We start from the raw sequence: 13,082 nt of genomic DNA on the forward strand, positions 1-13,082 counted from the left end.
TGGCTTTACGTTTCGTTGTCCTCCGGCCCTTCGCTATGGCTCCGGGCGCTCGAGTCCTTCGGAACGTCCACTGGACGTTCCGATCCGCCTGGCGGCGGGCCGGCCTCTCGCCCTTTAAAATCCTTGGCCAGCAGATAGAGCTCGACCGATTCATCCCGCGACGCCGGCGGCTTGACGTGATGGACGGAGCGGAAGTTCTTCTTGAGCATGGAGAGCAACTCGTTTTCGGCGCCGCCCTGGAAAGTCTTGGCGAGGAAATGCCCGCCCGGCTTCAGCACCGACAGCGCAAAATCGGCTGCCACCTCGCACAGATGCATGGTGCGAATATGGTCCGTCCGCTTGTGGCCGGTGGTCGGGGCCGCCATGTCGGACAGCACGATGTCCGGATCCCCACCCAGCGCCTCGGCCAGCTTTTGCGGCGCCAGCGGATCGAGGAAATCCATCAACAGCACCGGCGCGCCGGGCACGGCGTCCATTTCGAGATAATCGATGCCGATGACATGCGGCTTGTCGGCCGTCGATTTCGTCCGCGCGGCGGCAACCTGGCACCAGCCGCCGGGGGCGGCGCCGAGATCGATCACCTTCATGCCGGGTTTCAGGAGATGATGCTTGTCGTCGATCTCGATCAGCTTGTAGGCCGCGCGCGAGCGATAGCCGTCAGCCTTGGAGCGCTGGACATAGGGATCGTTGATGTGGCGCTGCAGCCAGCGGCGCGACGATTCCTTCAGCCCGCTCTTCTTCTTGATCCGCGTCTTCAGCACACGAATGCTGGCGGACCCTGGTTTTTCCGGTTTCTTCGTCATTGCTTGATTTCTTGTCTGAGTTTTCTAGCTCGCCGAGTTGTGGCCGTTTTTCGACGTCTGCGCGTTTCGTGAACGGCTTCCCCCACTCCGTCTCGGCTTCGCCGAGCCACCTCTCCCCACTCCGGAGGGAGAGGAAGGGTGCCAAGGCCGGCGTCCTCGCGCCTTTCCTCTCCCCCGTCGATCGGGGGAGAGGTGTCGAGCGAAGCTCGACGGAGTGGGGGTCGACTGCTCACGCTCTGCCACGCCCATCGTTGCGCCAGACGCCATCATCGGCCATCAGTTCGCTCAAAATACCTTCGCGCAGGCCACGATCGGCGACTCGCAGCCGCTCGGACGGCCACACGGCGCGGATCGCCTCGAGGATAGCACAGCCGGCCAGCACCAGGTCGGCGCGATCGGCACCGATGCAAGGGTTGGCGCAGCGCTGCTGGAAATCCCAGCCAACCAGTCTTTCGACCATGCGATCGACGCTGTCGCGGTCCATCCACAGCCCATCGACACGGCGGCGATCGTAGCGCTCGAGCTCAAGGTGAACGCCGGCCAGCGTCGTCACGGTTCCGGACGTGCCCAGCAGATGGAAATTCGGGCTGGCCTTGAGATGGCTCAGCCGATCGCGACCGTCGAAGCTGGCCAGCCGGCCGGCAACGTCGTCGACCATGGCGGCAAAGATCTCGCGCGTCACCGTGCGACCGCCAAAGCGCTCGGCCAGCGAGACGACGCCGACCGGCAGCGACGTCCACGACACGATATGATTGGCCAGCCTTGGCGAACGGCGGCCGGCGAGATCGATGAGCGCGATTTCCGACGAACCACCGCCAATATCGAACAGGACGACGCCTTGGGTGTCGCGCTCGACCAGCGAGCCGCAGCCGGACACCGCAAGCCGCGCCTCGGTCTGGCGGTCGATGATCTCAAGCTTCAGGCCGGCCTCGCGTTCGACACGGTCGATGAACTCGACGCCGTTTTCGGCCGTGCGGCAGGCTTCGGTAGCAATCAACCGGGCTTTTCTGATCTTGCGGTTGCGCAATTTGTCGCCGCAAATTTTCAGCGCCTCGACCGCGCGGTCCATCGCCGGCTGGCCGAGCCGGCCATTGGCGGTGAGCCCCTCGCCCAGCCGGACGATGCGAGAAAAAGCGTCGATGACGCGGAACTGGCCATGCCGCGTCGGCACGGCGACCAGCAGCCGGCAATTGTTGGTGCCGAGGTCAAGAGCCGCAAACACCGGAAGCTCCTGGACCGGCGGCCGACGGGCGCTCTGTTCCGGCCGTGGCACTACAGCGGCGGGCGAGGCCACCGATTCCGCCGGTCTGTGGGACTCCGCCGCCGGGACACCGGTTTTGCCCGGCGCCGGCGATCGATTCTCCGTGGGACGTGCCTCGTCGCGCGCAAAAACCTTGCGCCCGCGCCTTCGCTTGCGCCGCTTCTTGGGCTTGCCTTTGTGGGGTGCGTCGCCCGCCTGCCCGTCCGCGGAGCGGAGCTCCGTCGGGCGGCGTTGCTGCCAGCTTGCATTCCCCGGGCCAGCCGACCGCTGGGAAGCGCTGGACACGCCCACCTCCGGCGCGCCGGCGCCGGTGTCGTGGTCTTCCACTGTCGTTCCTTCCGGCGCCGCGCGAACCTATGATGGACGCAGCAGGCGCTTCAGTGTTTTAAGTTGCCGCCAGACTAACAGCGCCGCGCCCGATCACCAAGAGCCGCGTGCCGAATTTTGCCGGCAGGCCGCCGTTCCGGTGCGGCCGCGTAATGAACCCGCACGCCGCAGATGCCGGCGCTACGCCTGCCGGCATCTCTTTCGGCCGCTCACGACGGACAAATCTTGCCGGCCGCCGCTGCGACAAGGGTTCGCGGTTGAATAGCCGGCTTCGATGAGGCATTTCTGAAATGATCGGAAGAATCCGGCAAAGCCGGCCTCCCACCAGCCACGAAAAAGGAAGCGGACCCGCAACGCATGGCATTCCGGCAATGAATTGGCAGGCAATGAACTGGAGACGCTATTTCTGGCCGGTCGTCGGTATCGCGGCGGTGATCTTCTCGCTGCTGCTGCTCTGGCATGAACTGCGCGGCATTTCGCTCGACGATGTCTGGGACGGCATCGCTGCCATCCCAGCCCGCGGCTGGATACTCGCCGCCCTGTGTTCGGTCATCGCCTATGCCTCGCTCGCCGGCTACGACCACATCGCGCTCCTGCACATCGGCAAGAAAGTGTCATGGCTGTTCGTCACGCTCTGCTCCTTCACCACCTATGCGCTGTCGCACAACATCGGCGGATCGGTATTTTCCGGCGCCGTCATCCGTTACCGCGCCTACGGCACCAGGGGCCTGACCGGGCAGGATGTCGGCGTGCTGGTGGCGGTCTGCTGGATCACCTTCGTGCTGTCGACGATTCTCGTTTCCGGCCTCGTGCTTGTCTTCGAGCCTGAGATACTCGACCGGTTTTCCGGCATTGCCCATCACGGCCTTTCGGAGGCGGCCGGCATCGCCATGCTGATCCTCGTCGCCGCCTACATTTTCGGCAGCTGGCTGCATCTGCGGCCGCTGAAGATCGCCAGTTTTCAGCTGCACTATCCGGCTCTGCCGATCGTCGCGCGACAGCTGCTGATCGGCCCGATCGAACTGCTGGCGGCCGCCGCGATCATCTTCTTTGCCCTGCCCGCAGCCCACAATCCCGGCTATTTCGTCGTGCTGGGCGTCTTCCTCGTCTCCTTCTCGATCGCGCAGATCTCGCACGCGCCGGGCGGCCTCGGCGTGTTCGAGGTGGTGTTTCTCGCCGGCCTGTCCGACATGGAACCGGTCGGCGTGCTGGCGGCGCTGCTGGTGTTCCGGCTGTTTTATCTCATCATCCCGCTGATTCTGGGCCTGGGCATCGTGCTGTTCTTCGAACGCTCTCAGTTCAGCCGGACGGAGACTTGAGGACGCAGGATTGAAGTCGGGCCTGCGGAGTCCGTCCGCAACGTGGCGCCCGAAACCGACTGACGAAACGTAGCGATTGAACTGCAGAGCAGGCTTGACTATTTTCCGCTGGCGGCTACAAGGCAGCGCTCACAGCGGCTCGGCCGCTCGGCCCGCACGGTTCATGACCGCGCCTGCTGGGGAATAGGTTAACGGTAGACCCACGGACTCTGACTCCGTTAGTCCTGGTTCGAATCCAGGTTCCCCAGCCAAAATCCCACAAGCAAACCAAAGATTTAGCACGCCAATTTGGCATCGTTTTCATCTGCATCGCTATGTCAGTTACGCACAGTACCGGGCTTCTACGGGCGCTACCCGCAGTTTCCCGCAATTGAGCCGGTCGAGATTCCCGGAGCAAAAAAGATCGTTGCCGCCGGCGCGTGCTACTCGCTAAGCTTCATGAAGGTTCCAGCACAATGCCGCGTCATGCTCACTGACAGCCAGTACATTTTCGAAAGCATCAAGGAGGGCTGCTTGACGCTCTCCGATGACGAGTTCGTCATCGACAGGCTGGTGAAGTATTTCGGCAATGGGAGGATCCGCTGGCATGTCGAATTCCGTGGACATCGCATCGAGCTGACCACAGGCCAGCTCAAGAAGCAGCCGACCTTCCGCAGGAAGATGCTCGAACAGGCTGGTGTACTGCCGCCCCAGCGTGCCGGGACCGACTACAGGCGATGGGCACTCGATCTGAGGAAGAATGCCATCGAGCTTCCGTGGCGGGATAGACCGGTTGATGTCGGTTTCGCCATCGACAGGCTCGCCAGCCACGGCGACGGGCGCTGGACGGTCGAATACCAGGGCAAGGCCATCAAATTCACGACGACGAAACTCCGCAGGCAGGTGAGTTTCCGCAAACGCATGCTGGCCAAGGCCAAGGTGTTGCCGCCCCAGTTGGACCCGGCTGCCTATCGGAAGTGGATGGACTGGCTCATTCAAAACGCCACCGAGGCTGACCCGCAGGCCGGCGATGCCTTGGTGACCGAGAAAAGTTGGCTTGACGACCTGCCTGAGCTGGCCGGCTGGCAGAACGAAACGCTGGCCAAACGACCAGCCGGAGGTGGCGGAAATATGTAAGCAAAGCCGCAATGGCACTCGTTGCGTTTGCCACGCCTGCGGATTTCGGCACACATCGATGGCGAGGACTCTGCGACAGCTTGGGTCGCACCCCACAGGATTTGAGTGAGACCCCATGGACCGCTTCGACCTCGGCACCTACCGCCGCCCCATCTCCACTCGCTCCACAGAAACCCAACGTTGGTTCGATATTGGCCTCAACTGGTGCTACGGCTTCAACCATGAGGAAGGCATCAAGTGTTTTCAGAAGGCGCTGGAGACGGATCCTCACTGCCCGATGATCCATTGGGGCATCGCCTATGCCGCCGGCCCTTTCTACAATCTGACCTGGAAGGAGCATGGCGCGGCCGAGGCCGACAGCGCGGCCAAGCGCTGCTTCGAGCATGTCCAGCTTGCGCGTGCCAATACGGCTTCCGCCAGTGAGGTCGAGAAGCGGCTGATCGAGGCGCTGGCCGCCCGCTTCCAGAAGCCACACCGGGTGGGTCACTCGGAATTCGAACGGTGGGATGACGCCTATGCCGCCGCGATGCGGCTTGTGTACAGGGACTTTCCCGACGACCGTGATGTGATGGCACTGCTGGTCGAAGCGCTGATGATGCGCACGGTGCGGCGGCTGTGGAACCTCAAGACCGGCGCGCCGGCGCCGAATTCCGATGTCGTCGAGGCGCTCGACGTCTGCGAGCGGTCGATCCGGCTTGCCGATGCGGCCGGCGCAGCACAACATCCGGCGATCGTCCACCTGCACATCCATCTCCTGGAAATGTCCACCATGCCGGAGCGCGGCATGCGGTCAGCGGATCTGCTCGGCTTCATGTGCCCCGATGCCGGGCACATGAACCACATGCCGGGGCACATCTATGTGCTGTGCGGCGAGTATGAGAAAGCAAAACTTGCCAGCGAAAAGGCGGTACGCGCCAACGACCTCTATCTGGCCTATGCCGACGAGCCGACCTACTATTTGCTGGGCTGCTGCCACGATCTGCACCTGATGATGTTCACCTGCATGTTGTCGGGCCAGTACCGGCCTGCACTGTGGGCCGCCGACAGAGTGCGCAGCCTGGTCACGCGCGAGGTGGTCGCCATCCAGGGCCGGCCCAAGCTCACGCAGACGGTGGAAGGCTACCATGCGATGAAATCGCATGTGCAGGTGCGCTTCGGCCGCTGGCAGGAGATCATCGACGAACCGGTGACCGACGAGCCGGGCCTCTATGTGCTGACGGCGGCCATGCAGCACTACGCCAAGGGTGTGGCGCAAGCGACGCTGGGGAATTTCGCTGAAGCCGAGCGCGAGCGCGAAGAATTCCATCGGCATCTGAAAGGCATTGCGCCCGAGCGGCGCTTCCTCAGCAACCCGGCGCAGGCTTCGCTGGCTGTCGGTGCCGCCCTGCTCGACGGCGAGCTGGCGTACCACCAGGGCCGGCATGAGGAGGCGTATGGCCATTTGCGGCAGGCGGTCGAGCTTGACGACAATTTGTCCTACACCGAGCCGTGGGCGTGGATGCACCCGCCGCGCCATGCGCTGGCCGCGCTGCTTCTCGACCAGAGCCATGCGCAAGAGGCCGAGCAGGTCTATCGCGACGACCTGGGCCTGAGCGGCACGGTGCAGCGCTGCGCCCAGCACCCGAACAATGTCTGGGCATTGCACGGGCTGGTGGAATGCCTGAAACGGCGCGGCGAGACTGATGAATTGTCGATATTGCAGACAAGCCTTGCCGCGGCGATGGCCAAGGCGGATGTGCCGATCACCTCGTCCTGCCTGTGCAGGACGAGCGCGCAGCAAGGCTGCTGTCACTGACGCGAAGTCAGCCTGTCGCCACTGTTGCGGCCGATCGGCTCGCCAAACAAATTGTCGGCCGATCGTCGTTGGCGGTGGAAACCTCGCCGCCCGGTCGTGTCACCTGCCGATGGGCCAAGGCTCCATGCCGCGTCGTTCCACGCCTTCCTCGATCAGCACGGAGCAGTCTATTTCATCGTGAAGTTGGGCGTTCGGGTCAGACGAAAGCCAGGAAGCGTAGGACCTAAGCTGTTTGAGCCTGGCTGTTTTCTCAAGCCGTGCCTGGCGCTCATCCTCGGCAGGTTGAGCCGGTCTTTTGTTCTTCTGGGCAGGAAATTGCATCCTGGCTCTCCTCGATCACCGAGCCTATGGAGACAGACGCTCAATGGGACCTTGGCCCATTCATTGTCGCTCCGGTCTCCGCGCTTCGGCTTGAAGCCAACACATGCGCTGACGAGAGTCGCCATCCATCTTGATGATGGCGGACCCTTATCAACAATGCACCTGCACTACCCACTGGGTGCTCCTGATCCGGCTTCGCTGCGGCGCACTCGGCAGCCGGACTCAGCTGCAGGGGAATGGAACCAGATCGGCCGTGCGACGTCATAGAAGCAGGTGCTCATACAGGAGTGTGACCTCCATGATCAGGCTCGTTCTTGCCGCGGCCGCCATGCTCGTCATGGCATGCGGCGCAACGGCGGCGGCAAAACTGGACGCGGCCACCGTCAACAACGCCCAATTTGACGGCAGCGAAGCGAAAGGCGTCAGTGCGACCGTGCTGAAGGCGCAAATCCTCCTGGATCGTGCACGCTTCTCGCCAGGCCTGATCGACGGCCGCCAAGCAGAGAACTTCACCCGGGCAGTCAGTGCGTTTCAAGCAGCCAACGGATTGCCTGCCGACGGCAAGCTTACCCGCGAGACATGGGACAAGCTGGTCGCGACCTCCTCGCGCCCCGCGCTCGAGACCTACGAGTTGACGCGCAAGGATGTGCGTGGACCGTTCACCAAGCGAATTCCGGCGCGCATGGAGAGGATGGCCCGCCTGCCCCGGCTCGCCTATCACAATGCCTTGGAAAAGATGGCGGAGCGCTTCCACATCAGCGAGCAGCTGCTTGAACGGCTCAATCCCGGCATCGGCTTCAGAAAGGCGGGGCAAAAGCTGCTGGTGCCAGCTGTCGCCCGAGGTGATCCGCCGCAAGACATTGGGAACGTCGAGGTCGACAAGAGCGCTCGCCAGGTTCGCGTGCTCGACCCTTCCGGCAAAGTGCTTGCGACGTACCCCGCCTCGATCGGGAGCCAGGAGAAGCCCGCGCCGAGTGGCGAGGCAGAGGTCAAACGCGTGGTGCGCCACCCAACCTATCACTACGATCCGGAGTTTGCCTTCAAGGGGGTGAAGACCAAGCGCCCCTTCACGATCGCTGCCGGACCAAACAATCCGGTGGGATCGGTCTGGATCGATTTGTCCATCGATAGTTATGGCATTCACGGGGCGCCGGACCCAGGCAAGATCGGAAAGACCTTCTCGCATGGTTGCATCAGGCTGACCAACTGGGATGCCGAAGACCTCGCCTCCGAAGTGCAAAAAGGCACAAAGGTCGTCTTCAAGGACGAAGCGGCAGGATCGGTCGAACAAGGATCGCAGTAGGTAGGCGCTACCGGCTAACCCGCTTTCGATCGTCGGGCTGGCGTCACCGAAGGCATGGGGCGGCGCCCCCTACCCCAGCCACTTCTCATAGTCGGACACCAGAAGGTGGATCGGGGCAACGTCTTCGTCGATGTTGGAAAAACGGCCGATCGGTTCGCGGAACACATTGTCGGTGAGATCGTCATTGACGGTCGAGACCTCGCCGATCAGCACGTCCTTGCCCTCGGCCCAGAAGGCATGCCAGACGCCGGGCAGCAGCGTGACGCTCTGGCCCGGGTCGAGCTTCAGGAGCCCGCCCGCAGGCAGCCTGTGGACGGTTCCGTCGACCGGCACCGAAACCTCCGCCTTGGGATCAATGCCGCCGTCGCGGTCATGCATGAACAGTTCCAGCACCAGCTTGCCGCCGCCACGGTTGATGATGTCCTCGGCCTTGATGTTGTGGCGGTGCATGGGCGACAGCTGATCCTTGCGCGAGATCATGATCTTCTCGGCATAGAGCATGCCCATGCCCTTCTTCATGTCCTCGTAGCGGCCGTTGCGAACGGTGAACAGGAACAGGCCGAGCTCCCTGAATTTCTCTTGGCCGTAATCGGTGATGTCCCAGCCGAGCCGCGAGGTGAACACCGCCGACGAGTCGATCTGGCGCGCCTTCGCCTCCTGCGGCGACCAATAGGCGAAGGGCGGCATGATGTAGCCGAACGAGCGGATGAAAGCGTCGGCTTCGCGGATGATGTCGTTGATGGCGGAGCGCTTCATGATCATGATCCCTTCGTATCGATCTGTCTGGCAAATCGCATAGCCGAACGTCGATGCGGTGTCGATCCATCTCGCCGTCCTGTCCGGCGTTGCGCTTAGGCGCATGGACCACAGATCCGCTTCGCTGGCCGCGTGACATCACGGATTTTCAGGGCCATAAAACCCGCGGATTCCTCATGGGGTGAAAGATGATGCCGACCGTTCACGATCTCGATACGCCATCCATCCTGATCGACGCCGCGCGCGCGGAAGCCAACATTGCCCGCGCCCAGGCGCATGCCGACAAGAACGGGCTGAAGCTCAGGCCGCATATCAAGACGCACAAATTGCCCTACTGGGCGAAGAAGCAGGTGGCGGCCGGCGCCGTCGGCATCACCTGCCAGAAGATTGGCGAGGCCGAGGTGATGGCGGATGCCGGGCTGACCGATATTTTTCTTCCCTACAACATCCTTGGGCGCGCCAAGCTGGAACGGCTTCTGGGGCTGCACGGGCGCGTCACCCTGTCGGTGACAGCGGACAGCATGGAGACGCTCGAAGGGCTGGCAACCACCTTCACCGATGCCGGTCATCGCTTGCAGGTGCTGGTCGAATGCGACACCGGCATGGGCCGCTGCGGCGTGCAGTCGGCTGATGAAGCGGTTGCGCTGGCAAGACAGATCGACAGAGCCGGTGGCCTCGCCTTCGGCGGACTGATGACCTACCCGGCCGCAGGGCGGGCAGCGGAGGCCGAAGCCTGGCTCACCGAGGCCAAGCAGGCACTTGCCGCATCGGGCCTCGCCTGCGAACGCATCTCCAGCGGCGGCACGCCGGATATGTGGCGCTCCAACGATACATCTGTTGTCACGGAGTATCGTCCAGGCACCTACATCTATCTCGACCGCTATCAAGTCGCCAAAGGCGTCGGCGGCCTCGACGACTGCGCGCTGACGGTGCTGTCGACGGTGGTCAGCCATCCCACAGCGACGCGCGCTATCCTCGATGCCGGCAGCAAGGCGCTGTCCAGCGACACGCTGGGTTTCGCCGATTTCGGCGAGTTGCTCGGCGTGTCGGGAGCGCGGGTGACGGGCCTGAGCGAGGAGCACGGCACCGTCACGCTTTCGGGCGACGGCAAGCTGCGCATCGGCGAGCGCGTGCGTGTCGTGCCCGACCATTGCTGCGTCGTCACCAATTTGTTCAACGAGGTCAATCTGGTCGACGGCGACAAGGTGCTGGAGACGTTGCCGGTGGCGGCGCGCGGAAGGATGGGGTGAGACGTTTCTGCAAGCTTAAGTTGAGCTAGGCCGGCGGCTGTTCCGCCTGCCGTGCCGCAACCCTGCGCATGACAATCACCCTGCGGCGGCGGATTTCGGTGCGCATCGCCATCAGGTGCAGCGCGAAGAACAGCACGGTGAAGCCGAGCGCCATCACCAGAAGCGGCCAAAGCAGGCTGGGGTCGATGGTCGAGCCGCCCATGCGAAACACCGCGGCTGGCTGATGCAGCGTGTTCCACCAGTCGACCGAGAATTTGATGATCGGGATGTTTATGAAGCCGACCAGCGTGATGATGGCGGCGGCCCAGGCGGCGCGGCTGGCGTCGTCGAGCGCGCGGGTCAGTGCGATGATGCCGAGATACATCAGGAACAGCACGAACACCGAGGTCAGACGCGCATCCCAGACCCACCAGGTACCCCACATCGGCTTACCCCAGATCGAACCGGTGATCAGCGCCAGCGCGGTGAAGACGGCGCCGATGGGTGCGGCTGATTTCAGCGCGACATCGGCCAGCGGATGCCGCCAGACGAGCGTGCCGAGTGCGGAAACCGCCATCAGCGTGTAGCACATCATGGCGAGCCAGGCGAAAGGCACGTGGATGTACATGATGCGGACGGTTATGCCCTGCTGGAAATCCTCAGGCGCGGCGAAGCTCATATAGAGCCCGACGGCGAGGATGAGTGTGGCGATCGTGGCCAGCCACGGCACGACCTTGTCCGCCAGCCCGACGAAGCGCGTCGGGTTGGCGAGATCCATCCAGCCGGTCAGGCGTGAAGTCGTGTCGCTCATGCGTTTCTACATAAACCGCCGCGGCGTTCGGGGCAATCGAGCGGTGGTGTCGCAGGTCTTCTTACCCTCCCCTTGTGGGGAGGGTCGCTGCGAAGCAGCGGGGTGAGGGAGCGGCGATGGCGCCCTTACCCCACCCGGACCTACGGTCCTCCCCACAAGGGGGAGGTAGAAGAAAGAAGCTCAGGCGGCTGCTTCCTGCTGTTGCAGCACGGTGCGGCTGAGGCGGCGAACCTCCTCGTCGTTGAGCAGGCCGCCGGCGCGCAGCAGGCTGGCAAAGCGGCCATTGCGCAGCGACAGCTCGGTGAAGCCGCCCATCTCAACCACCCTGCCCTTGTCCATGAACACGACCAGATCGGCGTCGCGAACGGTGGTCAGGCGGTGGGCGATGATGAACGTCGTGCGGTCGCGGCGCAACTCGTCGATCGCTTCCTTGACGCGGTCCTCGGTCTCGACGTCCAGCGCGCTGGTCGCCTCGTCGAGCACCAGGATCGGTGCGTCCTTCAGCACGGCGCGGGCAATGGCGATGCGCTGACGCTCGCCGCCCGACAGCTGGCCGCCACGTTCGCCAACCACCGTGTCGTAGCCATTGCTCTTGGACAGGATGAAGTCCTGTGCGGCAGCCGCATTGGCGGCGGCATGGATCTCGTCATTGCTTGCATCGGCGCGGCCAACACGGATGTTGTCCTCGATCGAGCGGTTGAGCAGCCCGGCATCCTGGAACACGGTGGCGATCGAATGGCGCACCGACTTGCGGGTCACGGTACGGGTGTCGATGCCGTCGATCAGGATACGGCCATGGGACGGCGAGAAGACACGCTGCAGCAGGTTGATGAGCGTGGTCTTGCCGGCGCCCGTCGGGCCCACAATGGCGACGGTCTGGCCCGCCTGCACCTCGAAGGACACGTCGTCGATGCCTTGGCCGGAATTGGCGAATTCGAAGCCGACATTCTCGAAGCGGACATGGCCGGTGACGTTGGCAAGATCGCGCAAGCCGTCGGGCTCGGCGGCATCAGCCGCGGAGTCCTCGAGGTGGTAGAAGTCCTCGAGCTTGGCACGGGCCTCGGAAATCTGGTTGGCGAAAGCCGACATCTGGTCGAGGCGGGCGATCAGCATCGTGGCAAAACCGGTGAAGGCAATGACGTCGCCGACGCCCAACTGACCATGAGTGACGAGATAGGAGCCGATCGACAACACGATCAGCATCGAGATTGCCGATGACAGACGGTGCAAGGCATTGGCCAGCGCCCACCAGTCGAGCACGGGGTTCTGCGCGTCGAGCAGGTTCTTGACGTAGCGGCGCAGCGTATCGGCCTCGTGGCCGAGGCGATTGTAGCTCTGCAGCACCGCAACGTTGCTGACCGAGTCGGTCACATGCGCGAACACCTTGTGGTAGTGACGCTCGACCGCAGCCTGGCCCGCCTTGGTGCGGCGCATGACCATCCGGCCGATGCCGACATAAAGCAGCCCGAGGCCAAGCAGCACCAGCGACATGCGCAGGTCCATGCTGATCGCGGTCGGAACCAGCAGCACGAGGGCGACAGCCGTGGACAGATGCTGGCGCATGAATTCGAGCCAAAGGCTGAACAGGGTTTCGACGGCGCGCAGCATCGTGTGCAGCGCATTGGAGGTGCCGTGCTGATGGTGCCAGGCGAGCGGCATGGTGATCACACGCTCGAAGGACTGGCACAGCACTTCGCTGCGCCGAGCATGGGCGAAGCGGTCAGCGCCGCGCGCCACCATGACGAAAGCAACGATGTTGAAGGCGCCGAGACCGGCCCACATGACCAGCGTGGTGAAGACAGAGCCACGCTCGGAGATGGCGCCGATGACGCGACCGAACATAATCGGCTCGAGAAGCGCTACGATGGCGAGAGCCACGTTGGCCGAACAGATCAACGCAACGCGTTTCCTGTCCGCGGCCAGATAACCGAGAGCTCGCCAGTAGATTTGCAGAAGGGTCACCCCAGTTACTCCGCCACGCTGTTTATTGTGCACTGCATCATTTTATTCGTACCGGTTGATACGTCGCAAAACAATGGCC

11 protein-coding genes and 1 tRNA gene are annotated in these 13,082 nt (G+C 63.4%); 6 read left to right on the forward strand and 6 right to left on the reverse strand.

The features are described 5' to 3' along the window. Positions 1-5: 5 nt before the first annotated feature. Both EOA13_RS00840 and EOA13_RS00850 read right to left on the reverse strand, forming a co-directional pair. On the reverse strand, positions 6-803 hold the full coding sequence (locus EOA13_RS00840) for an RlmE family RNA methyltransferase (RefSeq protein ID WP_127288892.1): 798 nt from the start codon (positions 801-803) through the stop codon (positions 6-8). A 229-nt stretch (positions 804-1,032) separates the two neighbouring features. After that, positions 1,033-2,391, reverse strand: a complete 1,359-nt coding sequence (locus EOA13_RS00850; protein ID WP_127288894.1) for a Ppx/GppA phosphatase family protein — start codon at positions 2,389-2,391, stop codon at positions 1,033-1,035. A gap of 386 nt (positions 2,392-2,777) precedes the next feature. On the opposite strand from EOA13_RS00850, the gene EOA13_RS00855 reads away from it, so the two are divergent. From EOA13_RS00855 to EOA13_RS00870, 4 genes are all read left to right on the forward strand, one after another. Further along, positions 2,778-3,710, forward strand: a complete 933-nt coding sequence (locus EOA13_RS00855) for a lysylphosphatidylglycerol synthase domain-containing protein (RefSeq protein ID WP_127288896.1) — start codon at positions 2,778-2,780, stop codon at positions 3,708-3,710. A gap of 177 nt (positions 3,711-3,887) precedes the next feature. Then, positions 3,888-3,961 (forward strand) — tRNA-Gln (locus EOA13_RS00860). A gap of 214 nt (positions 3,962-4,175) precedes the next feature. Next, a complete protein-coding gene (locus EOA13_RS00865; protein WP_127289399.1) occupies positions 4,176-4,826 on the forward strand; it encodes a hypothetical protein in 651 nt (216 codons plus the stop codon). 115 nt (positions 4,827-4,941) lie between these two features. Then, positions 4,942-6,621: a hypothetical protein gene (locus EOA13_RS00870; protein ID WP_127288898.1), complete on the forward strand. Its 1,680-nt coding sequence runs from the start codon at positions 4,942-4,944 to the stop codon at positions 6,619-6,621. Positions 6,622-6,720: 99 nt separating this feature from the next. On the opposite strand, the gene EOA13_RS00875 is transcribed toward EOA13_RS00870, so the two are convergent. Next, positions 6,721-6,942, reverse strand: coding sequence for a hypothetical protein (locus tag EOA13_RS00875; RefSeq protein ID WP_127288900.1), 222 nt, complete (start codon positions 6,940-6,942; stop codon positions 6,721-6,723). A 133-nt stretch (positions 6,943-7,075) separates the two neighbouring features. Here EOA13_RS00875 and EOA13_RS00880 point away from each other — a divergent pair, with 133 nt between their 5' ends. Further along, on the forward strand, positions 7,076-8,245 hold the full coding sequence (locus EOA13_RS00880) for a L,D-transpeptidase (protein WP_245490288.1): 1,170 nt from the start codon (positions 7,076-7,078) through the stop codon (positions 8,243-8,245). Between the two features lie 69 nt (positions 8,246-8,314). On the opposite strand, the gene EOA13_RS00885 is transcribed toward EOA13_RS00880, so the two are convergent. Continuing rightward, on the reverse strand, positions 8,315-9,001 hold the full coding sequence (locus EOA13_RS00885) for a D-lyxose/D-mannose family sugar isomerase (RefSeq protein ID WP_127288902.1): 687 nt from the start codon (positions 8,999-9,001) through the stop codon (positions 8,315-8,317). Between the two features lie 191 nt (positions 9,002-9,192). Here EOA13_RS00885 and EOA13_RS00890 point away from each other — a divergent pair, with 191 nt between their 5' ends. Further along, positions 9,193-10,251, forward strand: a complete 1,059-nt coding sequence (locus EOA13_RS00890) for a D-TA family PLP-dependent enzyme (protein WP_164779949.1) — start codon at positions 9,193-9,195, stop codon at positions 10,249-10,251. Between the two features lie 25 nt (positions 10,252-10,276). On the opposite strand, the gene EOA13_RS00895 is transcribed toward EOA13_RS00890, so the two are convergent. Both EOA13_RS00895 and EOA13_RS00900 read right to left on the reverse strand, forming a co-directional pair. Then, complete coding sequence (locus EOA13_RS00895; RefSeq protein WP_127288906.1) at positions 10,277-11,041, reverse strand: heme ABC transporter permease; 765 nt, start codon at positions 11,039-11,041, stop codon at positions 10,277-10,279. 180 nt (positions 11,042-11,221) lie between these two features. Beyond that, positions 11,222-13,003, reverse strand: a complete 1,782-nt coding sequence (locus tag EOA13_RS00900; protein ID WP_127288908.1) for a glucan ABC transporter ATP-binding protein/ permease — start codon at positions 13,001-13,003, stop codon at positions 11,222-11,224. Between the last annotated feature and the right edge of the window lie 79 nt (positions 13,004-13,082).

The sequence above is a fragment of the Mesorhizobium sp. M7A.F.Ca.US.011.01.1.1 genome (assembly GCF_003998295.1).
Taxonomy (GTDB): Bacteria; Pseudomonadota; Alphaproteobacteria; order Rhizobiales; family Rhizobiaceae; genus Mesorhizobium.

Bases quoted from the DNA above. Each gene is read 5' to 3' on its own strand.
- EOA13_RS00870 (WP_127288898.1), top strand. From the start codon at position 4,942: ATGGACCGCTTCGACCTCGGCACCTACCGCCGCCCCATCTCCACTCGC.
- EOA13_RS00885 (WP_127288902.1), bottom strand. From the start codon at position 9,001: ATGAAGCGCTCCGCCATCAACGACATCATCCGCGAAGCCGACGCTTTC.
- EOA13_RS00875 (WP_127288900.1), bottom strand. From the start codon at position 6,942: ATGCAATTTCCTGCCCAGAAGAACAAAAGACCGGCTCAACCTGCCGAG.
- EOA13_RS00840 (WP_127288892.1), bottom strand. From the start codon at position 803: ATGACGAAGAAACCGGAAAAACCAGGGTCCGCCAGCATTCGTGTGCTG.
- EOA13_RS00895 (WP_127288906.1), bottom strand. From the start codon at position 11,041: ATGAGCGACACGACTTCACGCCTGACCGGCTGGATGGATCTCGCCAAC.
- EOA13_RS00855 (WP_127288896.1), top strand. From the start codon at position 2,778: ATGAACTGGAGACGCTATTTCTGGCCGGTCGTCGGTATCGCGGCGGTG.
- EOA13_RS00880 (WP_245490288.1), top strand. From the start codon at position 7,076: ATGATGGCGGACCCTTATCAACAATGCACCTGCACTACCCACTGGGTG.
- EOA13_RS00890 (WP_164779949.1), top strand. From the start codon at position 9,193: ATGCCGACCGTTCACGATCTCGATACGCCATCCATCCTGATCGACGCC.
- EOA13_RS00865 (WP_127289399.1), top strand. From the start codon at position 4,176: ATGCTCACTGACAGCCAGTACATTTTCGAAAGCATCAAGGAGGGCTGC.